The organism is Streptomyces sp. A012304, from assembly GCF_026008495.1.
Classification (GTDB): domain Bacteria; phylum Actinomycetota; class Actinomycetes; order Streptomycetales; family Streptomycetaceae; genus Streptomyces.
Map to the genome: position 1 here is coordinate 17,538 of NZ_BQUN01000064.1, position 23,457 is coordinate 40,994.

The window sequence follows — 23,457 nt, forward strand, 5'->3', positions numbered from 1 at the left end:
GGAGGGGATGGATGCCCCGTCCATCGACCTGAGCCTCTTCTGAGGATGTGCCCCCTCAACAGCCGGTCCCCTCCTCCCATTACCTTCTTCGTGGTCCCGCACCCCGCTCCCCCGGCCCTCACACACCGCCCCCGCCCCCGCTGAGGGCAGCGTTCCTCGCGGGAAACAACCGTGATGCGACCGGGTAACCTCCGCATCGCACGCTCGACGACATGACCTCGAATTCGCGTGTGGTGGTGATCGGCGCCGGCCTCGCGGGCGTACGTCTCGCCCGCCGGCTCGGTGAGCTGGGCATGCCCGCGCTGCTCGTCGGCGACGAGGAGCACCGCCCGTACAACCGGGTCCTGCTCGCCGAAGTGCTGGCCGGCCGGTACGCCCCCGAGGTGATCGCGCTGCCCGCGCCCGCCGGTCTGGTCCGTGCCCGGGTGACCGGCATCGACCGCGAGCGGCGGACCGTGGCCTGCGCGGACGGCTCGGAGATCGCATACGACACGCTGGTGCTGGCCACCGGCTCCAACCCGGTGCTGCCCCCGCTGCGCGGCCTGTTCACCCCCGACCACGTGCTGCCCGAGGGCGTGCACGCGTTCCGGACCATGGACGACTGCCTGGGCCTGTCGAAGGCCGTACGGCCGGGCGTGCGGGCCGTCGTCATCGGCGGCGGGCTGCTCGGGGTGTCCGCCGCCCGCGCGCTGGCCGCGCGCGGCGCGCAGGTCGTCCTCGCCCAGCAGTCGGAGCGGCTCATGGAGCGCCAGCTCGACCCGGGCGCCTCCGGGCTCGTGCTGCGGCACCTGAAGGACCTCGGGGTCGAGGTGCACACCGAGTGCCGGGTGCGGGACGTGCGCTGCGTCGGCGGCGCGGTCCGCTCGGTGGAGATGGCCGACGGCTACGCCCTCGACGCCGACCTGGTGGTGCTGGCCTGCGGGGTGCACCCGCGCGTCGGTCTCGCCAGGGACGCGGGGCTCGCCGTCCGCAAGGGCGTCCTCGTCGACGACGAGCTGCGCACCTCCGACCCGCACATCCGGGCGATCGGCGACTGCGTCCAGCACGACGGGAACGTCTACGGCCTCGCCGCGCCCGCCCTCGAACAGGCCGAGGTGCTGGCCGAGGTGCTGGCGGGCGACGCCGACGCCCGCTACCGCGGCACCCGCGCCCTCACCCGGCTCACCCTCGCCGGGAACGGCGTCTTCGACCTCGCGGCGTTCGGCGAGACCGAGGCGCGCCCGGGCGACGACGTCGTGCAGCTCGCCGACGCCACCCGCGGCACCTACCGCAAGGTCGTCGTCCGCGACGACCGTCTGGTCGGCGGGGTGCTCGTCGGCGAACTCGGCACGGTCGGCGCGCTCGCCCGCGCCTGGGAGGGAGCAGAGCCGCTCCCCGACAACGGCCCTCTGCTCCACCTGCTCACCAACGATGGAGGCCTCTGAATGACCGCCACCCCGGGGGCCACCCCCACGATCGTGCTCGTCGGCCACGGCATGGTCGGCCAGCGCTTCCTCGAAGCGCTGGCCGAGCGCGGCCTGACCGCCACGCACCGCGTGGTCGTGCTGTGCGAGGAGCCGCGTCCGGCGTACGACCGCGTCCAGCTCACCTCGTACTTCTCGGGGAAGACGCCCGAGGACCTCTCCATGACCGACATGGAGTTCATCAAGACCCACGGCATCGAGCTGTACGTCGGCGACCCGGCGCAGACCATCGACCGCGAGGCCCGCAAGGTGACGGCCCGCTCCGGTCTGGTCGTCGACTACGACGTCCTGGTGCTGGCCACCGGCTCCTACCCGTTCGTGCCGCCGGTCCCCAACAAGGACGCCGAGGGCTGCTTCGTCTACCGCACGATCGAGGACCTCCTCGCGATCGAGGCGTACGCGAAGGCGAAGGCCAAGGTCGGTGCCGTGGTCGGTGGCGGTCTGCTCGGTCTGGAGGCCGCGGGCGCGCTGAAGGGCCTCGGACTCACCAGCCACATCGTGGAGTTCGCGCCGCGGCTGATGCCGGTGCAGGTCGACGAGGGCGGCGGCGCGGCGCTGCTGCGCACCATCGAGGACATGGGCCTGTCCGTGCACACGGGCGTGGGCACCCAGGAGATCGTGACCGACGAGTCCGGCGCGGTCACCGGCATGAAGCTGTCCGACGGCTCCGAACTCGCCACCGACATGGTGGTGTTCTCCGCCGGTGTCCGCCCCCGCGACCAGCTGGCCCGCGACTGCGGCCTGGCGGTCGGCGAGCGCGGCGGCATCACCGTCGACGAGCAGTGCCGCACGGTCTCCGACCCGCACGTGTTCGCGATCGGCGAGTGCGCGCTCGCCGCCGACGGCCGGGTGTACGGCCTGGTGGCGCCGGGCTACGAGCAGGCCGAGACGGCCGCCGCGACGATCGCCGCCGACGAGGCGGCCTTCACCGGCGCCGACCTGTCCACCAAGCTGAAGCTGCTCGGCGTGGACGTGGCGTCCTTCGGTGACGCGCACGGCACCGCCGACGGCTGCCTGGACGTCGTCTACTCCGACTCCCGGGCCGGCCTGTACAAGAAGCTGGTCATAGGCCGCGACGGCACGCTGCTCGGTGGCATCCTGGTCGGCGACGCGGAGGCCTACGGCACGCTGCGCGCGCTCACCGGTTCCGTGCCGCCGGTCGCGCCGGAGTCCCTGGTGCTGCCCGCCGGGGCCGGCGCGGGCGCCCAGCTCGGCCCGTCCGCGCTCCCCGACGACGCGATCATCTGCTCCTGCCACAACGTCAGCAAGGGCACCATCCGCGGCGCGGTCACCGACCACCAGTGCACCACGGTGCCCGAGGTGAAGAAGTGCACCAAGGCCGGCACCGGCTGCGGCAGCTGCGTCAAGGTCCTCGGCCAGCTCGTCACCGCCGAACTGGAGGCGAACGGCGTCGTCGTCGACAAGGGCCTGTGCGGCTGCTTCTCCCAGACCCGCGAGGAGCTGTACGAGATCGTCCTCGCCCTGCGCATCAACACCTACCAGGACCTGCTGGACCGCTACGGCCGCGACGAGGCCCGGGGCGGCGACGGCTGCGAGATCTGCAAGCCGGCGGTCGGCTCGATCATCGCCTCCCTCGCCCCGACCATCGGCGCGAGCGGTTACGTCCTGGACGGTGAGCAGGCCGCCCTCCAGGACAGCAACGACCACTTCCTCGCCAACCTCCAGAAGAACGGCTCCTACTCGGTCGTGCCGCGCATCCCCGGCGGTGAGATCACCCCCGAGGGCCTGATCGTGATCGGTGAGATCGCCCGGGACTTCGGCCTCTACACGAAGATCACCGGCGGCCAGCGGATCGACATGTTCGGCGCGCGCGTCGAGCAGCTCCCGCTGATCTGGGCCCGCCTGGTGGACGCCGGCTTCGAGTCCGGCCACGCCTACGGCAAGGCGCTGCGCACGGTGAAGTCCTGCGTCGGCCAGACCTGGTGCCGCTACGGCGTCCAGGACTCCGTCCGCATGGCGATCGACCTGGAGCTGCGCTACCGGGGCCTGCGTTCCCCGCACAAGCTGAAGTCGGCGGTCTCCGGCTGCCAGCGCGAGTGCGCCGAGGCCCAGTCGAAGGACTTCGGCGTCATCGCCACCGCCAACGGCTGGAACCTGTACGTCGGCGGCAACGGCGGCGCCACCCCGCGCCACGCGGACCTGCTCGCCCAGGACCTGTCCGACGCCGAGCTGGTCCGGCTGATCGACCGGTTCCTGATGTTCTACATCCGCACCGCCGACCGTCTGGAGCGGACCTCGACCTGGCTGGAGCGGATCCCGGGCGGCCTGGACCACGTCCGCGACGTGGTCGTCGAGGACTCCCTCGGCATCTGCGAGGAGCTGGAGTCGCTGATGGCGGCGCACGTCGCGAACTACGCCGACGAGTGGGCGACCACCATCAACGACCCCGAGAAGCTCGCCCGGTTCGTGTCCTTCGTCAACGCGCCGGACACCCCCGACCCGGTCGTCGGCTTCGTCCCCGAGCGGGACCAGATCAAGCCCGACCTGCCGCTGCTGTCCATCGGCATGCGACCTGCCGAAGAAGTCCTGGAAGGAAGCGCCCAGCGATGACCCTGGCACCCGAGACGACCGACCTGAAGATCCAGCTGAGGCTGGACTCCCCGGAAGGCGACTGGTTCACCGTCTGCGACCTGAACCGGCTCGTCCCCGGCCGGGGCGTCGCCGCCCTGCTGCCCGACGGCCGTCAGGTCGCCCTCTTCCGCGACCGCAAGGGCGAGCTGTACGCGATCGACAACCGCGACCCCTTCGGCGGCGCCGCGGTCCTCTCCCGAGGGCTGATCGGCAGTCACCAGGGCCGCCCGTTCGTGGCCTCGCCCCTCCTCAAGCAGCGCTTCGACCTGCTCGACGGCCGCTGCCTGGACGACGAGACGGTACGCGTCGCCACCTACGAGGTGCGGACGGCCTGACGGCCGCCGCCCCGGCTCCCTCACCGCCGGCCCGGTGTCGTGGTCCGCAACGGTCTCGCCGACCGTGGCGCGGACCCGGCCGGGCCGGTGCGGTGCGGGACCGCCGGGAGCCGGACCACGGCGTCCAGGCCGCCGCCCCCGATCCCGTGCCGGTGCCGGCACCGACCGGGGGCACCCCCCGGCAGTACCCGCAGGGACACACCTCGCCCTGGTGATCCCGGCGCGGGGCAGGATGCCTACTCGCCGTCGAGGCCCTCGTACATCACGCCCGTCAGCCGCTCCGACTCCGCCCAGAGCAAGCGGCCCGCACGGTCGTCGCGGGTCCAGGGTGCCCGCCACGACGGTGCGGGCGCTCCCCGCCACATCGTCACGGAGGGCCCGGTGAAGGAGTCGGGACGGACGTCCGGCGCGGTCGCGGCGTACAGGGTGGGCAGCGCACCGGCCGCCGCGGACTGGGCGAAGAAGCGGTTGCCGATCTCGACGAACCGCTCGGCGGCGCGGCGCCCCTCGGCCCGTACCCCGGCGGTCTGGAGGTTGGTGGCCGCGTACCCCGGGTGCGCGGCCGCCGCGACCAGCCCGGCACCGGCCGCCGCCAGCCGGCGGGCCAGCTCGTGGGTGAAGAGCAGATTGGCGGTCTTGGAACGGCCGTAGGCTGTCCAACGCCGGTAGCGCTGCTCGGAGTTGAGATCCCGGATGTCGATGTTGCCGAGCAGGTGGGCCATGCTGGACACGTTGACCACGCGGGCGCCGGGCGTGGCGAGCAGCGCGGGCAGCAGCCGTCCGGTGAGGGCGAAGTGCCCCAGGTGGTTCACCCCGAACTGGATCTCGAAGCCGTCGGCGGTCGTGCCGTACGGCAGCGCCATCACACCGGCGTTGTTGACGAGCAGGTCGAGCCGCTCGTACGACGCCCGCGCCGCGAACTCCCGCACGGACGCGAGGTCGGCGAGGTCCAGCCGACGGAACTCGGCGTCCGCGCCCGATGCTTCTCCCCTCAGCCGTTCGACGGCCTCCCGCCCCCGCGTCTCACTGCGGCAGGCGAGGACGACACGCGCCCCCTTGCGGGCCAGCTCCCGTGCCGTGACATACCCCAGGCCGCTGTTGGCCCCGGTGACGACGGCTGTCCGCCCGCTCTGGTCCGGGATGTCGCGGGTGCTCCAGCCGGACATGCCGTACTCCTTCCGTCGCTGCCCCTTCGCTGCTGTCCCCAGCCTAGGCATGCGCACTTTACGGCGTGTCCACGACACGGCCATCCGGTCCTCCTAGCCTCCCTGCCGCACGACCCCGCGGCCGACCGGCGGCGGGACTGTCACGACACCCCTTGGGAGTGAGCGTGGAACGTCGTACCCTCCTGCGTGCGGCCGTCATCGGCGGGTCCTCCGCCGTGCTCGGCGGAACCCTGTGGCGCGGCGCCGCGTACGCCGCGCCGGCCCAGCCCGGCACCGGCCCGTACGGGGCGCTCGGAGCGCCGGACGCCAACGGCATCCGTCTGCCGAGCGGCTTCACCAGCCGGGTCATCGCCCGCTCCGGGCAGACCGTGCCCGGTACCTCGTACACCTGGCACAACGCCCCCGACGGCGGGGCCTGTTACACCGACGGCGCCGGCTGGATCTACGTCTCCAACTCGGAGATCAGCCCCTCGGGCGGGGCGAGCGCGGTGAGGTTCTCCTCCACCGGCACCATCACGTCCGCGTACCGCATCCTCTCCGGTACCCGCACCAACTGCGCGGGCGGCAAGACGCCGTGGAACACCTGGCTGTCCTGCGAGGAGGTCGACCGCGGGTACGTCTTCGAGACGGACCCGTGGGGGGTGAAGGCGGCGGTGCGCCGGGACGCGATGGGCCGTTTCAAGCACGAGGCGGCGGCCGCGGACCCGGTGCGGCAGGTGATCTACCTGACGGAGGACGTCTCCGACGGGTGCTTCTACCGTTTCCGCCCCACGACCTGGGGCGACCTGTCGGCGGGCACGCTGGAGGTCCTGGTCGCCGGCAGCGGCACCTCCGGCCCGGTCACCTGGTCCCGCGTCCCCGACCCGACCGGCGCGACCGCCACCCGCAACCAGGTCTCCGGAGCCAAGCGCTTCAACGGCGGCGAGGGCTGCTACTACGCCGACGGCACCTGCTGGTTCACCACCAAGGGCGACAACCGCGTCTGGCAGTACGACGCGGCGGCCCAGACCCTCCAACTCGCCTACGACGACTCCCTGGTGACGTCCGGCACGGCTCCGCTGACCGGCGTCGACAACGTCACCGGTGCGTCCTCCGGCGACCTGTTCGTGGCGGAGGACGGCGGGAACATGGAGATCTGCGTGATCACCCCGGACGACGTCGTCGCCCCCTTCCTGCGCATCGACGGCCAGTCGGCCTCGGAGATCACCGGCCCGGCCTTCTCCCCCGACGGAACGCGGCTGTACTTCTCCAGCCAGCGCGGCACCAGCGGAAGCTCGTCGGGCGGCATCACCTACGAGGTGCGGGGCCCGTTCCGGGCGTGAGGCCTCTGCCGCAGGTCGGGGACCATCCCTGAGATTGAAAGGAACCTGACAGCAAACCGGGGGAACCCGGGCGGGCGGCGGCACGTTACTCGCCAACGGAGTTGACAAGTCCGCCGCCCGACCCTTCCAACGGAGGCCCGACATGCCCCCCACCCCCACTCCCTCCTCCCCTTCCCGCCGAACCGTCCTCGGCGGAGCCGCCCTGGCCGCCCTCACCCTGACGGCCACGACATCGCCCGCCAACTCCGCCGCGGGCGCGGCCACTTGGCCGACGGTCTTCCCCCTCCCCAACGGCTGGCTCCCCGAAGGCATCACCATCGGCGGCAAGCCGTACGCCTACATGGGCTCCCGCGCCAACGGCGGCATCTACCGCACCGACCTGCGCACCGGCGAGGGCAAGATCCTCCACGAGGGAGGCACCGGCCTCGCGTCCATCGGCCTGAAGCTGGACGACGACGGCCTGCTGTACGTCTGCGGCGGCGCCGGCGGAACCGCGAAAATCATCGACTCCCGCTCGGGCAAGCTGCTCACCACGTACCGACTCACGCAGAACACCGCCCCGTTCATCAACGACGTCGTCCTGCACAAGGACCGCGCCTGGTTCACCGACTCCCGCGACGACGTCCTCTACGGCGTCCCGCGCGGCCGCACCGGGGAGGTCCGCGCCCTCCCCCTGTCCGGCGAGTGGGTTCAGGCCCCCGCCGGGACCAACAGCGCCAACGGTCTGGTCGCCACCCCGGACGGCCGCGGCCTGATCGTCGTCAACGCGGGCCAGTTGTACAACGTGGACCTCAAGACCGGCCACGCCATCAGGCTCACGCTCACCGGCGCGACCGACGTCACCAACGGCGACGGCCTGGTCCGCGTCGGCCGCACCCTGTACGTCGTACAGAACCGCCAGAACAAGGTCACCGTCTGGCACCTCGACCCCACCGCCACCGCCGCCACCCTCACCCGCACCATCACCTCCCCCGACTTCGACGTCCCCACCACGGCCGCCCGCTACGGCCACCGCCTGTACCTGGTCAACGCCCGCTTCACCAGCCCTCAGACGCCGGAGACGACGTTCACGGGCGTGGCCGTGCACCTCTGACGACCGGCCAGACCGGACACCGAGCCGACGACCAACACATCTCCATCACAAATCAACCACATTCCCGCCACCCTCGGGAATCCGGCCATACGGTCATCCCCTCATACCACCGCCTTGGGGGGCAGACGTGACTCCACCCACGCGTCATCGAGACGGTGCGCCGCTGCTGTCCGTTGTAGCGGGACCACGCATGAGCTTCTGCACGGGCCAGCATGTACACGTTGTGCCCGTCGTTCGGCATGTCGTCCTTGAGTTGCCCGATCCACTCGAAGGCGCCGTGATTCCGCTCAGGCGGGTTGAAGCGGTACTCCCCATGGTGAAAGTGCACGCCAATAGGCCTCATATCGGGCAAGTCATGCCACGCATCAGCCACAGCCGTCCCCGCACCCCCCAAGAACGCCACCGCCGCCGCAACGCCCACCAGCACCTTCTTCATCCCACACCTCTCGTCACCCGAGGGCCCCTTCAGCCCTCGGAGAGATCACAGGAGGTAATGGATCAATCACAAGGAGAAACCTTAAGCCCCAAAGCACCACCACATCAGGTGAGCGACTTCCAGCCATCCCACCCCGAGCACCCCGACCTCCCCGCACGCACAAGAGGGCGACACCCCCGCACAGGGTGTCGCCCTCCTCTTGCGTGCCGGAGCCGCCGCCGATCGGTGAGGGTCGGGGACCGGACGGCGGCTCCGGGGTCAGGTGAGGCCGGCGGACGGAGCCGGCCTCGGGTCAGCGGTGGTCGCTGCCCTCCGACTGCGTCGCCGCCCGGCCGGCCTCCAGTCGGGCCACCGGGATCCGGAACGGGGAGCAGGAGACGTAGTCGAGGCCGGCCTCGTGGAAGAAGTGCACCGACTCGGGGTCGCCGCCGTGCTCGCCGCAGACGCCCAGCTTCAGGTCGGGCCGGGTCCGGCGGCCCGCCTCGGCCGCCGCCCGTACCAGGGAGCCGACGCCGTCCTTGTCGATCGTCTCGAAGGGCGAGACGCCGAAGATGCCCTTCTCCAGGTAGGCCGTGAAGAAGCTCGCCTCCACGTCGTCCCGGCTGAAGCCCCACACCGTCTGCGTCAGGTCGTTCGTGCCGAAGGAGAAGAACTCCGCGGCCTCGGCGATCTGACCGGCGGTCAGCGCGGCGCGCGGCAGTTCGATCATGGTGCCGATCGCCAGCTTCAGTTCCGTACCCGTCGCCGCCTCGACCTCCGCGATGACCTGGTCGGCCTCCTCGCGGACGATCTCCAGCTCCTGCACCGTGCCCACCAGCGGGATCATGATCTCCGCACGCGGGTCGCCCTTCGCCGCCTTGCGCGCGGCCGCCGCCTCGGCGATCGCCCGGACCTGCATGGTGAACAGACCGGGGATGACCAGGCCCAGGCGCACGCCCCGCAGGCCCAGCATCGGGTTCTGCTCGTGCAGGCGGTGGACCGCCTGGAGCAGGCGCAGCTCGTTCTCGTGGGGCTCCTGACGGGACTCCGCCAGGGCGACGCGGACCGAGAGTTCGGTGATGTCGGGGAGGAACTCGTGCAGCGGCGGGTCCAGGAGACGGATCGTCACCGGCAGGCCGTCCATGGCCTCGAAGAGTTCCACGAAGTCCTGCTGCTGGAGCGGGAGCAGCGCCTTCAGCGACTCTTCGCGCTCCGCCTCCGTGTCCGCCAGGATCAGGCGTTCCACCAGCTCACGACGGTCGCCGAGGAACATGTGCTCGGTGCGGCACAGGCCGATGCCCTGGGCGCCGAAGCGGCGTGCCCGCAGCGCGTCCTCGGCGTTGTCGGCGTTCGCCCGCACCCGCAGGCGGCGCTTGCGGTCGGCGAAGGCCATGATGCGGTGGACCGCCTCCACCAGCTCGTCGGCGTCGTCGGCACCGGCGTGCATACGGCCCTCGAAGTACTCGACCACGGGGGACGGAACCACCGGGACCTCGCCCAGGTAGACCTTGCCGGTCGAGCCGTCGATGGAGATCAGGTCGCCTTCCTCGACGACGTGACCGCCCGGGACCGTCATCCGGCGGCGCTTGGTGTCGACCTCCAGCTCCTCCGCGCCGCACACGCACGTCTTGCCCATGCCGCGGGCGACCACGGCCGCGTGGGAGGTCTTGCCGCCGCGTGAGGTGAGGATGCCCTCCGCGGCGATCATGCCGTCCAGGTCGTCGGGGTTGGTCTCACGGCGCACGAGGATGACCTTCTCGCCCGAGCGGGACCACTTCACGGCCGTGTAGGAGTCGAAGACCGCCTTGCCGACCGCCGCGCCCGGCGAGGCCGCGATGCCCCGGCCGACCTGCTCGGTCTTGGCGTTCTCGTCGAAGCGGGGGAACATCAGCTGCGCGAGCTGGGCGCCGGTGACCCGCTGGAGGGCTTCCGTCTCGTCGATCAGGCCCTGGTCGACGAGCTGCGTGGCGATACGGAAGGCCGCGCCCGCCGTGCGCTTGCCGACGCGCGTCTGGAGCATCCACAGCTGGCCGCGCTCGATCGTGAACTCGATGTCGCAGAGATCCTTGTAGTGGTTCTCCAGCGTCTCCATGATCTGCATCAGCTGGTCGTACGACTTCTTGTCGATCTGTTCCAGCTCGGCGAGGGGGACGGTGTTGCGGATGCCGGCGACGACGTCCTCGCCCTGCGCGTTCTGGAGGTAGTCGCCGTACACGCCCTGGTGGCCGCTGGCGGGGTCGCGGGTGAAGGCGACACCCGTGCCGGAGTCGGGGCCCAGGTTGCCGAAGACCATGGAGCAGACATTGACGGCCGTGCCCAGGTCGTGCGGGATGCGCTCCTGGCGGCGGTACAGCTTCGCCCGGTCGCCGTTCCAGGAGTCGAAGACGGCCTTGATCGCGAGGTCCATCTGCTCGCGCGGGTCCTGCGGGAAGTCCCGGCCGGCCTCGGCCTTGACGATCTTCTTGAACTTGGTGACGAGCTTCTTGAGGTCCGCGGCCTCCAGCTCGGTGTCGACGGTGACCTTCTTGGCCGCCTTCGCCGCGTCCAGCGCCTCCTCGAAGAGGTCGCCGTCGACACCGAGGACCGTCTTGCCGAACATCTGGATGAGGCGGCGGTAGGAGTCCCAGGCGAAGCGGTCGTCACCGGCCTGCTGAGCCAGACCCTGGACCGACTTGTCCGACAGTCCGATGTTCAGGACCGTGTCCATCATGCCCGGCATCGAGAACTTCGCGCCGGAGCGGACCGAGACCAGGAGGGGGTTGTCGGCCTGGCCCAGCTTCTTGCCCATCCGCTGCTCCAGCGCGTCGAGGTGCGCACTCACCTCGTCACGCAGTGCCGCCGGCTCCTCGCCGCTGTCGAGGTAGACCTTGCAGGCCTCGGTGGTGATCGTGAAGCCGGGCGGGACCGGCAGACCCAGGTTCGTCATCTCGGCGAGGTTGGCGCCCTTGCCACCGAGGAGGTCCTTGAGGTCCTTGTTGCCCTCGGTGAAGTCGTAAACGAACTTCACGCCCTCAACGCTCGCTGCCGACTCATCTCCATGGAGATCTTTGTTTTCCGACACGGGTCTCGACTCCTCGAGGACGCGGTGGCTGCCCTGACGGCCAGGAACATACCCAGATCAAAGGCTTCTGGGTACGTCCACTTGTGCGTCATACGCCTGTAACCAGTCGTCCGCCACCGGATCGAAAGTCAAGGCTGGGCAAGCTCCGGGGGGATCATGTTTTCACTTCTTGAACACGAGCGAGGCCCTCACCCCCTCTCGGCGCTCATATGAGCACCATGTGGCGCGTATGATTTCGCTCGATGAACGATCAAGGGGTGGCACTCAGTGCCACCCCTTGGAGAAGTGCAATCGGTCTTGAAGCGCTCATCTGAGCGCTGCCCCTATCAGGGGTGGCGAGAATCACGCTAGCCCGAGCTGCCCGGTTTCACCATGCGGACGCGCCTCAGGACGGAAACACCCCCGACACGAGCCCCGGCCGCCCGCCCGCGCGAGCGCCCGTCACACGCCGAGCGCCGCCAGCCGTTCCTCCACCCGCTCCGGCGCGTACAGGTGCTCCACGACCAGCGCACCGGCCCCCACCAGCCCCGCCCGCTCCCCCAGCCGCGAGGTCACCACCTCCAGCCGGGCGGTGGAGCGCGGCAGCGCCCGCTGGTAGAGCAGCTCGCGCACGCCCGTGAGGAAGGGCGTGCCGGCCAGGTCCCCGGCGATCATCAGCACCCCCGGGTTGAGCAGGGTGACGACGGTCGCCAGCACGTCGCCCACCTGGCGACCGGCCTCCCGGGCCAGCGCGGCCGCCGCCGGGTGCCCGGCGGCGAGCAGGTCCCGCACATCCGAGCCGGACGCCGCGCGCACCCCGCTCTCCGCCAGCTTCCGGGCCACGGCGCCACCGCTGGCGACGGCCGCGAGACAGCCGTGGGAGCCGCAGCGGCACAGGGCCTCGGCACCCACCCGGATGTGCCCGATGTCGCCGGCCCCGCCGTCGACGCCCCGGTAGATCGAGCCGTCGACCACGACCCCGGCGCCGATCCCGGTGGACACCTTGACCAGCACGAACGCCGAACAGTCCGGGTGGGCGGTGCGCTGTTCGCCGTACGCCATGAGGTTGGCGTCGTTGTCGACGAGGACGGGGAGGGGCGGTGCGCCCGTGCGCTCGGTGACGGCCCTGGCCAGGCGGCCGCGTATGTCGTAGCCGTCCCAGCCGGGCATGATCGGCGGCTGGACGACGCGGCCGCTCTCGCTGTCGACCGGGCCGGGCACGGCGACGCCGATGCCGCAGACCTCGTCGGCGCGGTGACCGGCCTTCTCCAGCAGCTCGGCGAACCAGCGGCCCAGCTCCTCCAGCACCGGCTCCGGGCCGTCCTCCACGACCAGCGTGCCCGAGTGCTCGGCGAGGATCTCCCCGGTCAGGGAGAGCACGGCGGCGCGCGCGTGGCGGGTGTCGAGGTCGGCGGCGAGGACGACGGCGTGGGCGTCGTCGAACTCCAGCGTGATGGAGGGACGGCCGCCCAGCGGCGAGTCGACCGGGCCGCCCGCTCCCTCGCGCAGCCAGCCCGCGCGGAACAAGCGGTCCAGGCGCTGTCCGACGGTGGCCCGGGACAGGCCGGTGGCCTGCTGGAGGGCACCTCGTGTCGTCGCCCGGCCCGTGCGCACCAGCGTGAGCAGATCTCCGGCGCCGGCCTGACCGCCGCCCCTGCCCGTCCGTCCCGGCTGCCCGGTCATGCGCACCCCCTTGTGTTTCTCCACCTTGCATTACATATTGAGTTTTGCGTGTTAAATAGACGTAACCCTACGGTAGCCGCTGCCGAACCGGGCGGCTGAGACGTCTTCGGGGAGCCCCGAGTGGATCGCACTGCCCAGCTCGTCGCCCGCGTTACAGCACCCACCGCTGTATACGAGCCCGCCACGGCGGCGGGTTCGCTGCATCTCAAGGCGGTGGAGGTGCTGGAGCGCAACTGGACGGGAACGTCCACGGTGCCCTCGCGCAGCCTGTACCCGCACCAGTGGTCCTGGGACTCCGCGTTCATCGCGATCGGCCTGCGGCACGTGTCGCCGCACCGGGCCCAGACGGAGCTGGAGACACTGCTGGACGCGCAGTGGGGCGACGGGCGGATCCCGCACATCGTCTTCAACCCCTCCGTGCCGCTCGACGCGTACTTCCCGAGCCCCGACTTCTGGCGCTCCTCGACCGCGGGGCGCGCCGCGGGCGCCCCGCGCACCGTACAGACCTCCGGCATCGTGCAGCCACCGGTGCACGCGCTGGCGGCCTGGCTGGTGCACCGCGCCGACCCGGAACTCTCCCGGGCGCGCGGCTTCCTCGCCCGGGTCCATCCCCGGCTGGCCGCCTGGCACCGGTATCTGCTGCACCGGCGGGACCTGGGCGGGGGCGGGCTGGTGTCCGTGGTCCACCCGTGGGAGCAGGGGATGGACAACGCCCCTTCCTGGGACGCCCCGCTCGCCCGGGTCGCCCCCGCGCCGACCCGCTCCTTCCGGCGTGCCGACCTCGACCACGGGGCGGCCGAGGACCGGCCGACGGATCTGGACTACGGGCGGTACGTGCGGCTGGCGACGGACTACCGGGACGGCGGGTACGCCGACGGGGGCGGCGGTTTCGCCGTGGAGGACCCCGCCTTCAACGCGCTGCTGATCGCCTCCGAGCACGCGCTCGCCCGGATCGCGCACGAGCTGGGCGCCACCGGCACCGCACGCCACGCCCGCGCGGAGCGGCTGACGGCGGCCCTGGTGGAACGGCTGTGGGACCCGGCGGAGGGCCTGTTCTTCTGCCGGGACGTCAGGGGCGGCGGGCTGGTCCGCGAACGGGGCGTCTCCGGTCTGGTCCCGCTCCTCCTGCCCCGGCTCCCGCGCGAGGTCGCCACCGCCCTCGTGGGGACCCTGCGCGGCCCGCACTTCGGGCTGGGCACCACCACCCGCCTCGTGCCCAGCTACGACCTGCTCGGCGAGGCCTTCGACCGGCACCGCTACTGGCGCGGCCCCGCCTGGTTCAACACCGGCTGGCTGCTGGAGCGGGGCCTGAGACTGCACGGCGAGCGCAGGCACGCGGACGCGCTGCGCGAGGCCGTGCTGGACATCGCGGCCACCTCGCGGTTCGCCGAGTACGTCGACCCGTACACCGGCGAGGCCTGCGGGGCGAGCGACTTCAGCTGGACGGCCGCGCTCACGCTCGACCTCCTGCACGACATCGGGACCGACAGGACCGGGCACGAGGGCACCTCGAGCGACAGCACCGCAGACAGGGACGACACCGCACTCAAGGGAGGGGACCGGGGATGACGGACCGGCATCATCTGCTCGTGCACGGCGGGACGTTCGCGGCCGTCGGTGACCGCGGGGACATCAGCGGCGTCCGGGGCACCGGCTCCCCGGACGGGCTGTTCGTCAGGGACGGGCGGCACCTCAGCCGCTGGCAGCTGACGGTCGACGGGGCCGTGCCGGAGGTGCTCTCACCGGTCTCGGGCGGGGACGCCGCGCGCTGTGTGCTCGTGCCGCGCGGCGGCCGCGACGAGCCGCCGTCCTGCACGCTGTTCCGGGAGCAGGCCGTCGGCGACAGCTCGTTCGTGGAGCTGCTGCGGGTGACGAGCAACCGTCCGGTGCCGACGACGGTCCGGCTGGCGCTCACCGTCGACGCCGACTTCGCCGACCAGTTCGAACTCCGCTCCGACCACCGCACCTACGCCAAGGCCGGCGCCGTCCGCCGCCGCCAGGTCCTCGACGACGGCGTGGAGTTCACCTACCGGCGCGGCGAGTGGCGGTCCGTCACCTCGGTGACCGCCGATCCCGCCCCGGACGGTGTGGAGGAGACCGGCACCGGCGCCCGCCGCCTGGTGTGGGCGCTGGAGCTGCCGCCGCACGGCTCGGCCGCGCTCACCCTGCGCGTGATGGCCCGGCCGCACGGCGAGAAGCGGGCCCTGCGGGTACCCAGCTCCCCGTCGGCATTGACCGAAAAGCTACTTGCGCATGAGGCCCAGTTCATGGAAGGCGTGGCCTTCCCGACCGGCTGGCCCGAGCTGGCCGCCGCCTGCGCGCGGGGCCTCGCGGACCTGGCCGCGCTCCAGGTCCCGGCGACCGGCCCGGACGGCGAGGATCTGCGGGTGCCCGCGGCCGGCGCCCCCTGGTTCCTGACCCTGCTGGGCCGCGACGCCCTGCTCACCTCCCTCTTCGCCCTGCCCTATCTCCCCGGCCCGGCCGCCGCCACGCTTCTGGCGCTCTCCGCCGCCCAGGCCACCGAGACGGGCCGCGCGTCGGTCGCCCAGCCCGGCAAGATCGTCCACGAGGTGCGGCACGGCGAGCTCGCCCACTTCCAGCAGGTCCCCTACGGCCGCTACTACGGCTCGGTGGACGCCACCCCGCTCTTCCTCGTCCTGCTCGGCACGTACGTCGAACAGACCGGCGACACGGAGCTCGCCCGCCGGCTGGAGCCGCACGCCCGCGCGGCGGTCGGCTGGATGCTCGACCACGGCGGCCTCACCTCGCGCGGCTACCTGGTGTACCGCGCCGACGAGGGCGGCCTCGCCAACCAGAACTGGAAGGACTCCCCCGGCGCCATCTGCTGGGCCGACGGCACCCGCCCGACCGGCCCGGTGACCGCGGCGGGCGCCCAGGGCTACGCCTACGACGCGCTGCGCCGCACCGCGTGGACGGCGCGCACGGTGTGGGGGGACGAGACCTACGCGGCGCTGCTGGAACAGGCGGCCGCCGATCTGCGCGACCGCTTCCAGCGGGACTTCTGGATGCCGGAGCACTCCTTCCCCGCCCTCGCGCTGGACGGCCGGGGCCACCAGGTCGACGCGCTCGCCTCGGACGCCGGCCATCTGCTGTGGTCCGGGCTGCTGGACAAGGAGTACGGCGAGGTCGTGGGCCGGCGCCTGCTGGAGCCGGACTTCTTCTCCGGCTGGGGGGTGCGCACGCTGGCGGCCGGGCAGCCGGCGTACCACCCGCTGTCGTACCACCGGGGGTCGGTCTGGCCGCACGACAACGCGCTGATCGCCCTGGGCCTGGCCCGCTACGGCCTGCACGACGAGGCGCGCGCGGTCGCGAACGGCATGGTCGACGCGGCCACCGCCACCGGCCACCGCCTGCCCGAGGTCCTCGCCGGCCACGGCCGTGACACGCACGCCGAGCCGGTGCCGTACCCTCACGCGTGCGTACGGGAATCCCGGTCGGCGGCCGCCCCGTTGGCGCTGCTCACCGCGGTGGGCGGCGTGTGACGGCGGCCTGAGCCCGGCGTTTGCGCGAAGTTTGCCGAGCGCGTGCCGGGGCGGCTGAACACCGGCCCGGAACAAGCCGTACGAAACTGCGGCGGATCCGATCCTCCACGTCGGATCCGCCGAACCACCGCCTTCGTACGGAAGGACCCCTCGGGTGCCTGTCTCCACACGCTCTCGTCACCTGCCCGACACGACCGACGGCACCGCCGCGCCGGCCGAGGACGCGGTCGAGGGCTCCGGGACCGCCCGGCGCACGCCACGGGCGCGGCTGGCGCACTGGCGTGCCTGGCGCGAGCGGCACCCGAGGGCCGCGCGGGTGGTGTGGTGGACGGCGACCGTGCTGTCCGTCGTCCTGGTGATCGGGGCGCTGCTGCTGCCGAACCGGCTGTTCGCGCTCCAGGTGGACCAGTTCGTGCGGCTGCCCGGCGAGGCGATCGTGGGAGCGGCGGTGCTGCTGGCGCTGCCCTGCCGGCCGCGGGTGGCGGTGGCCGCGCTGACCGGGGTCTTCCTCGGGGCGCTGACCGTGCTGAACCTGCTCGACATGTACTTCGTCGAGTACCTGGGCCGCGACTTCAACCTGGTCCTGGACTGGGAGCTGCTCGACGACGCCCAGTCCTACGTCGCCGACTCGATGGGCCGCACCACCGCGCTCGCCGCCACCGTCGGGCTGTTGCTGCTGGTGGCACTGCTGTTCACCGTGATGGCGCTGGCGACGGTCCGGCTCGCCGGGCTGCTGGCCCGCGACATCCGGGCGGCGACCCGGGCCACGCTGGTCTCCGGCACGGTGTGGATCACCTGCTCGGTGCTGGGCCTGGAGTACGCGGGGCTGCCGGTCGCCTCCGACCGGGTCGCGAGCAACGTCGCCTCCGAGGCGCGGCAGGTGCGGGACACCCTGCGGGACGAGGCCGCGTTCGCCGAGGAGGCCCGTACCGACGCCTTCGGTGCCACGCCGCCCGCGCAGCTCGTGCCCGCCCTGCGCGGCAAGGACGTGATCTTCACGTTCATCGAGAGCTACGGCCGCAGCGCGATCGAGGACCCGGTGATCGCGCCCGGTGTGAACCGCACCCTCGACGTGAGCACGAAGGCGCTGGCCGAGGCGGGTTACCACGCCAGGAGCGGCTGGCTGACCTCGTCGACGTTCGGCGGCAGCAGCTGGCTCGGCCACTCCACGACCCTGTCCGGTCTGTGGGTCGACACCCAGCAGCGCTACCGGACCGTCATGGCCAGCGACCACCTCAGCCTCACCAAGGCGTTCCGGAAGACCGGCGCATGGGACACCGTCGGCGTCATGCCAGGTGTGCAGAAGGGCTGGCCGGAGCAGGAGTTCTACGGCCTCGACAAGGTCTACAACGCCTTCCAGATGGGCTACCAGGGGCCGAAGTTCAGCTGGTCGACGATGCCCGACCAGTACGCGCTGGAGGCGTTCCAGCGGCTGGAGCACGGCAAGAAGCGCGACAAGCCGCTGATGGCAGAGATCATCCTGACCTCCAGCCACCAGCCGTGGGCGCCGCTGCCGACGATGGTCGGCTGGGACGAACTGGGCGACGGCTCGGTCTTCGGCCCCATCCAGAAGGCCGGCACCAAGGCCTCGGAGATCATCTCCGACGGCACCAAGTCCCGTGAGGCGTACGGCCGGTCGGTCCAGTACTCGGTGACCGCGCTCACCCAGTGGCTGGAGCGCTACGGCAGCGAGGACACCGTGCTGGTCTTCCTCGGCGACCACCAGCCCATCGCCCGCGTCAGCGGGAACGACGCCAGCCGGGACGTACCGGTGTCCGTCGTCGCCAAGGACCCGAAGGTCCTCGACCGGATCTCGGGCTGGAAGTGGACGGAGGGGCTGAGGCCCGCGCCGGACGCCCCGGTGTGGAAGATGAGCGCGTTCCGCGACCGCTTCCTGACCGCCTTCGGCTCGGTGCCGCGCCCGTCGCGGGACTGACTCAGCCGCCGGAGGTGTCGAGCTCCGCGTCCTCGCTGACGCCCGCGCAGTCGTAGGGGTCCTTGAGCCAGCCGTCCGGCAGCACCACCCGGTTGTTGCCGGAGGTACGGCCGCGGGGGCCGTCGGCGTCGGCCGGCCAGGGCTGGTCGAGGTCCAGTTCGTCGAGTCCGGCGCGCAGGTCGGCCAACGAGGAGGTGATCGCCAGGCGCTTGCGCATCTCGGAGCCGACCGCGAAACCCTTCAGGTACCAGGCGACGTGCTTGCGGAAGTCCACGACGCCCTTGGACTCGTCGCCGATCCACTCACCGAGCAGGGTGGCGTGGCGGACCATAACGTCGGCGACCTCGCGCAGGGCGGGCCGGGCGAGGTCCCGCGTGCGGCCCTCGAAGGCCGCGACCAGGTCCGCGAACAGCCACGGCCGGCCCAGACAGCCGCGTCCGACGACGACTCCGTCGCAGCCGGTCTCGCGCACCATCCGCAGGGCGTCCTCGGCCGACCAGATGTCCCCATTGCCGAGGACGGGGATCTCCGGGACGTGTTCCTTGAGCCGGGCGATGGCCTCCCAGTCGGCGGTGCCGCCGTAGTGCTGGGCGGCGGTGCGGCCGTGCAGGGCGATCGCGGTCACGCCCTCCTCGACGGCGATCCGGCCCGCGTCGAGGTAGGTGATGTGGTCGTCGTCGATGCCCTTGCGCATCTTCATGGTGACGGGGAGGTCGCCGGCCCCGCTGACGGCCTCGCGCAGGATGGCCCGCAGCAGGTTGCGCTTGTACGGGAGGGCGGATCCGCCGCCCTTGCGGGTCACCTTGGGGACCGGGCAGCCGAAGTTCAGGTCGATGTGGTCGGCGAGGCCCTCCTCCGCGATCATGCGGACGGCCTTGCCGACGGTCGCCGGGTCGACGCCGTACAGCTGGATCGAGCGCGGGTTCTCCGTCGCGTCGAACTGGATGAGCTGCATGGTCTTCTCGTTGCGCTCGACCAGCGCCCGGGTGGTGATCATCTCGCTCACGAACAGGCCCTTGCCGCCGCTGAACTCCCGGCACAGGGTGCGGAAGGGGGCGTTGGTGATCCCTGCCATGGGGGCGAGGACGACCGGCGGCGTGACGGCGTGCGGGCCGATCCGCAGGGGCGTCCTCTGGGTGCTGTTCGTGGGCGCGGTCGTGGGCATTCCCCCATTGTCACGCACGCCGGGGGTGGCCGAGGCAATGACCTTGTAAAGGTCATTAGTTAGCCGCACTATCGACATCGGCGTACGATGGGGCGCATGCCCGAGCTCAGCGAGCGCCGACGTCGGCTCGTCCTCGCGATCTGCTGTATGAGCCTGCTGATCGTGAGCCTCGACACCACCGCTCTGAACGTCGCGCTGCCCGCGATGGAGCGCGATCTGCACGCCACCACCTCCGGTCTGCAGTGGACGATCGACGCCTACACGGTGGTGCTGGCCGGGCTGCTGATGCTCGCGGGCTCCACGGCCGACCGGATCGGCCGCAAGAAGGTCTTCATGGCGGGTCTGGTGATCTTCTCGCTCGGCTCCCTGCTGTGCTCGCTCGCCCCGAACCTGGACCTGCTCGTCGTGTTCCGGATGGTGCAGGCGGTCGGCGGCTCGATGCTCAACCCGGTCGCCATGTCGATCATCACCAACACCTTCACCGACCCGCGTGAGCGGGCCCGCGCCATCGGCGTGTGGGGCGCGGTCGTCGGCATCTCGATGGCCCTGGGCCCGCTGGTGGGCGGATTGCTGGTGGAGGCGGTGGACTGGCGCGCGATCTTCTGGGTCAACCTGCCCGTCGGCCTCGCGGCCCTCCTGCTGACCCTGCGCCACGTCCCCGAGTCCCGCGCGGCCACGGCCCGCCGCCCCGACCCCGTCGGCCAGGTGCTGGTCATCGTCCTCTTCGGCTCCCTGACTTACGCGATCATCGAGGCGCCGACGGCCGGCCTCGCGCGCAGCGGCCCCTTCGCGGGGCTCGCGCTGGCCGCGCTGCTGGCGCTGCTGTGGTACGAGCCGCGCCGCGACGAGCCCCTCATCGACCTGCGGTTCTTCCGCTCGGTGCCGTTCAGCGGGGCCACGGTGATCGCGATCAGCGCGTTCGCCGCCCTCGGCGGGTTCCTGTTCCTGTCGACGCTGTACCTGCAGAACGTGCGGGGACTGGACGCCCTGCGCGCCGGTCTGTGGATGCTGCCGATGGCCGTCCCGACCTTCCTGTGCGCACCCCTGTCCGGGCGGCTGGTCGGCAGCCGGGGGCCACGGCTGCCGCTGCTGGTCGCCGGGGTCACGATGACGTCGAGCGCGGTCCTGTTCGCCGTCTTCGAGGCCGAGACGTCCGACGTCACGCTCTTCCTCGGCTACCTGCTGTTCGGCATCGGATTCGGCTTCGTGAACGCGCCGATCACCAACACGGCGGTCTCCGGCATGCCGCGCGGCCAGGCGGGCGTGGCCGCGGCCGTCGCCTCCACCAGCCGGCAGCTGGGACAGACCCTGGGCGTCGCGGTGGTGGGCGCGGTGCTGGCGGCCGGCATCGGTGCCTCGGCCTACGAGGAGCGGTTCGTCTCCGCCGCCACCCCCGGCTGGTGGATCCTCGCCGCCTGTGGCGCGGCGGTCCTCCTGGTGGGCTTCGCCTCGAGCGGCCGCTGGGCGCGACGGACCGCGGAACGGGCGGCCGAACGCCTGGAGGCGGGGGAGATCCGCGAGGCCGTACGGAGGTGAGGGCGGGGATCGGGCCGGGAGGAAGGGGCAGCCGGTGGCGGACCGAGCGGTGTTCGGGCAGGCTCACCTCATGTTTTCGGTGGTGCAGAACGTGGCGATCGACTGTTCGGATGCCTATGAGCTGGCTCGGTTCTGGAGCGAGGTGACCGGCTGTCCGCTGCATCCGCAGGACGGACCGGGCGATCGCGAGACTCAGGTGATGCTGCCGGAGGGCCCGGTTCTGTACTTCAACCAGGTGCCGGAACCGAAGACGGTCAAGAACCGGATCCACTTGTGCCTGCGCCCGACGACCTCGCGCGAGGAGGAGATCGAGCGGCTGTTGCGTCTCGGAGCCACCCTGGTCACCGATCTGCGGGAGCCCGACGGCGCGGGCTGGGCCGTCCTCGCCGATCCCGAGGGCAATGAATTCTGCGTCCTGCGCAGCGAGTCCGATCGCGCCGCGATGTCTTCCTGAGTACCGGCCCCGAGAGGCGCACGCTCAGACGTGGGGCGTGGGGCGTGGAGATCCGGCGAACGGCGAACGCCCAGGACGACGGCGGACGCACCCCCACTTCGCGGACACGGCTCAGGATCTCCGCAGGCCCCGCAGCAGCAGGTCCAGGAGCGCTTCGAAGTCGGGCTCGGCGGACGGGTCCTCCCAGGTGCGGGCGTAACAGGGGTCGTGGAAGCGGCCGGTGGCCTGGAAGAGGGCCCGGGCCGTGGCGGTGGGGTCGGGGGCGGTGAAGGCGCCGGCGGCCACGCCCGCCTCGACGATCCGGGTCAGCTGGCCGGTCAGGTCGGCGACGTGTGCGCCGACGGCCTCCACGTTCTCCCCGGTGAGCACCATGTACGTGGCGAACAGCTCGGGGTCGTCGCCCGCCTTGCGGCGCTTGGCCTCGAACAGGGCCGCCAGCCAGGCCCGCAGCCGCTCCCCGGGGTCACGCCGCTCGTCGGCGGCGATACCGGCGAGGGCCTGCGAGGTCCGGTCCAGCCACCGCTTGGTGACGGCCTCCCGCAGCGCGGCCTTCGTACGGAAGTGCCGGTAGACGCTGCCGTGGCTGACGCCGAGCGCGCGGGCCACGTCCACCACGGTGGCCTTGGCCGGCCCGTGGCGGCGCAGCACCTCCTCGGTCGCCTCGAGGATGCGCTCGGCGGTCAGGGTCTCGCTGGTCGGTGCCATGAGGGAGACCGTACCCGGCGCGCCGATCAGCGCTCGAGGTGTGCCCGCTGTGCCGCCGGGTAGCGCTCGCCGGCGGCGGCGTCGGCCGGCACGGCCTCCTCGATCGCGGCGAGGTCGGCGGCGTCCAGTGCGACGTCCAGGGCGCCCAGCGATTCCGCGAGCCGCTCCCGGGTGCGGGCGCCGACCAGCGGCACGATGTCGTCGTACCGCGCGCCCTGCGCGAGCACCCAGGCGATGGCGATCTGCGCCACCGAGACGCCCTTCTGCTCGGCGATCTTCCGCAGGGCCTCCACCAGGGTCAGGTTGTGCCGCAGGTTGTCGCCCTGGAAGCGGGGCGAGTGGGCACGGAAGTCGTCGGCGGCGAGCTGCCGGTCGGCCGTGAAGTGCCCCGAGATCAGCCCGCGCGAGAGGACGCCGTACGCGGTGATCGCGATGCCCAGCTCGCGGGTGGTCGGCAGGATCTCCGCCTCGATGCCCCGGGAGATCAGCGAGTACTCGATCTGGAGGTCGCTGATCGGCGCGGTCGCGGCGGCCCTGCGGATCGTCTCGGCGCCGACCTCGCTGAGGCCGATGTGCCGGACGTACCCCTTCTCGACCAGCTCGGCGATCGCGCCGACCGTCTCCTCGACGGGGACGGCCGGGTCGAGCCGGGCGATGCGGTAGACGTCGATGTGGTCGACGCCGAGGCGCTGGAGGGAGTAGGCGGCGAAGTTCCGCACGGCGGCGGGGCGGCCGTCGTAGCCGCCCCAGCTGCCGTCCGGGCCGCGCAGGGCGCCGAACTTCACGCTGATAAGGGCCTGCTCGCGGCGGGCGGCGGGGGCGGTGCTCAGGGCCTCGCCGATCAGCAGCTCGTTGTGGCCCATGCCGTAGAAGTCGCCGGTGTCCAGCAGGGTCACGCCCGCCTCCAGGGCGGCGTGGACGGTCGCGATCGACTCGGCCCGGTCCGCGTCGCCGTACAGGGCGGACATGCCCATGCAGCCGAGGCCGAGGGCGGAGACCTGGGGGCCGGTGGTGCCGAGGGAGCGGGTGTTCATCGTCATGGCTCCAGA

Annotated in this window: 16 protein-coding genes; 10 read left to right on the plus strand and 6 right to left on the minus strand. The window is 72.0% G+C overall.

Features of this window, described 5'->3' with window-relative positions; genetic code table 11:
• The first annotated feature begins 212 nt into the window (after window positions 1-212).
• Genes ALMP_RS14700 through nirD form a run of 3 tightly spaced genes read left to right on the plus strand, consistent with a single transcriptional unit; the run spans window position 213 to window position 4,390 of the window.
• The gene (locus ALMP_RS14700) at window positions 213-1,424 is read left to right on the plus strand and encodes an NAD(P)/FAD-dependent oxidoreductase (protein WP_264927785.1); all 1,212 of its coding nucleotides are present in this window, start codon (window positions 213-215) and stop codon (window positions 1,422-1,424) included.
• A complete protein-coding gene (nirB, locus tag ALMP_RS14705) occupies window positions 1,425-4,034 on the plus strand; it encodes a nitrite reductase large subunit NirB (RefSeq protein WP_264927787.1) in 2,610 nt (869 codons plus the stop codon).
• On the plus strand, window positions 4,031-4,390 hold the full coding sequence (gene nirD / locus ALMP_RS14710; RefSeq protein WP_264927789.1) for a nitrite reductase small subunit NirD: 360 nt from the start codon (window positions 4,031-4,033) through the stop codon (window positions 4,388-4,390). The genes nirB and nirD overlap by 4 nt, the downstream gene beginning before the upstream one ends.
• A 236-nt stretch (window positions 4,391-4,626) precedes the next feature.
• Here nirD and ALMP_RS14715 read toward each other — a convergent pair whose 3' ends face one another.
• Window positions 4,627-5,556 carry an oxidoreductase gene (locus ALMP_RS14715; protein ID WP_264927790.1) on the minus strand — a complete coding sequence of 310 codons (930 nt, stop codon included), beginning with the start codon at window positions 5,554-5,556 and terminating at the stop codon, window positions 4,627-4,629.
• Window positions 5,557-5,720: 164 nt separating this feature from the next.
• On the opposite strand from ALMP_RS14715, the gene ALMP_RS14720 reads away from it, so the two are divergent.
• Together ALMP_RS14720 and ALMP_RS14725 are read left to right on the plus strand one after the other, a co-directional pair.
• Window positions 5,721-6,878 carry a PhoX family protein gene (locus ALMP_RS14720; RefSeq protein WP_264927791.1) on the plus strand — a complete coding sequence of 386 codons (1,158 nt, stop codon included), beginning with the start codon at window positions 5,721-5,723 and terminating at the stop codon, window positions 6,876-6,878.
• Between the two features lie 142 nt (window positions 6,879-7,020).
• On the plus strand, window positions 7,021-7,971 hold the full coding sequence (locus ALMP_RS14725) for an SMP-30/gluconolactonase/LRE family protein (protein ID WP_264927793.1): 951 nt from the start codon (window positions 7,021-7,023) through the stop codon (window positions 7,969-7,971).
• A gap of 728 nt (window positions 7,972-8,699) precedes the next feature.
• On the opposite strand, the gene ppdK is transcribed toward ALMP_RS14725, so the two are convergent.
• Both ppdK and ALMP_RS14735 read right to left on the minus strand, forming a co-directional pair.
• Entirely contained in the window at window positions 8,700-11,447 is a 2,748-nt protein-coding gene (ppdK, locus tag ALMP_RS14730; protein ID WP_375803484.1) for a pyruvate, phosphate dikinase, read from the minus strand.
• A 441-nt stretch (window positions 11,448-11,888) separates the two neighbouring features.
• Entirely contained in the window at window positions 11,889-13,109 is a 1,221-nt protein-coding gene (locus ALMP_RS14735; RefSeq protein WP_264927797.1) for an ROK family protein, read from the minus strand.
• A 120-nt stretch (window positions 13,110-13,229) separates the two neighbouring features.
• Here ALMP_RS14735 and ALMP_RS14740 point away from each other — a divergent pair, with 120 nt between their 5' ends.
• The 3 genes from ALMP_RS14740 (at window position 13,230) to ALMP_RS14750 (ending at window position 18,548) form a co-directional block, all read left to right on the plus strand.
• On the plus strand, window positions 13,230-14,678 hold the full coding sequence (locus tag ALMP_RS14740) for a hypothetical protein (protein ID WP_264927798.1): 1,449 nt from the start codon (window positions 13,230-13,232) through the stop codon (window positions 14,676-14,678).
• Window positions 14,675-16,612, plus strand: a complete 1,938-nt coding sequence (locus tag ALMP_RS14745) for a glycogen debranching N-terminal domain-containing protein (RefSeq protein WP_264927799.1) — start codon at window positions 14,675-14,677, stop codon at window positions 16,610-16,612. The genes ALMP_RS14740 and ALMP_RS14745 overlap by 4 nt, the downstream gene beginning before the upstream one ends.
• Window positions 16,613-16,766: 154 nt before the next feature.
• Complete coding sequence (locus ALMP_RS14750) at window positions 16,767-18,548, plus strand: CDP-alcohol phosphatidyltransferase (RefSeq protein ID WP_375803485.1); 1,782 nt, start codon at window positions 16,767-16,769, stop codon at window positions 18,546-18,548.
• 1 nt (window position 18,549) lies between these two features.
• On the opposite strand, the gene dusB is transcribed toward ALMP_RS14750, so the two are convergent.
• On the minus strand, window positions 18,550-19,713 hold the full coding sequence (gene dusB / locus ALMP_RS14755) for a tRNA dihydrouridine synthase DusB (protein ID WP_264927801.1): 1,164 nt from the start codon (window positions 19,711-19,713) through the stop codon (window positions 18,550-18,552).
• A gap of 96 nt (window positions 19,714-19,809) precedes the next feature.
• On the opposite strand from dusB, the gene ALMP_RS14760 reads away from it, so the two are divergent.
• Complete coding sequence (locus ALMP_RS14760) at window positions 19,810-21,249, plus strand: MFS transporter (protein ID WP_264927802.1); 1,440 nt, start codon at window positions 19,810-19,812, stop codon at window positions 21,247-21,249.
• Between the two features lie 70 nt (window positions 21,250-21,319).
• Window positions 21,320-21,703, plus strand: a complete 384-nt coding sequence (locus tag ALMP_RS14765; protein ID WP_264927848.1) for a VOC family protein — start codon at window positions 21,320-21,322, stop codon at window positions 21,701-21,703.
• Between the two features lie 111 nt (window positions 21,704-21,814).
• Here the strand turns inward: ALMP_RS14765 and ALMP_RS14770 are convergent, their stop codons facing one another.
• A complete protein-coding gene (locus ALMP_RS14770; RefSeq protein WP_264927804.1) occupies window positions 21,815-22,408 on the minus strand; it encodes a TetR family transcriptional regulator in 594 nt (197 codons plus the stop codon).
• Between the two features lie 26 nt (window positions 22,409-22,434).
• Window positions 22,435-23,448: an aldo/keto reductase gene (locus ALMP_RS14775; RefSeq protein WP_264927807.1), complete on the minus strand. Its 1,014-nt coding sequence runs from the start codon at window positions 23,446-23,448 to the stop codon at window positions 22,435-22,437.
• Between the last annotated feature and the right edge of the window lie 9 nt (window positions 23,449-23,457).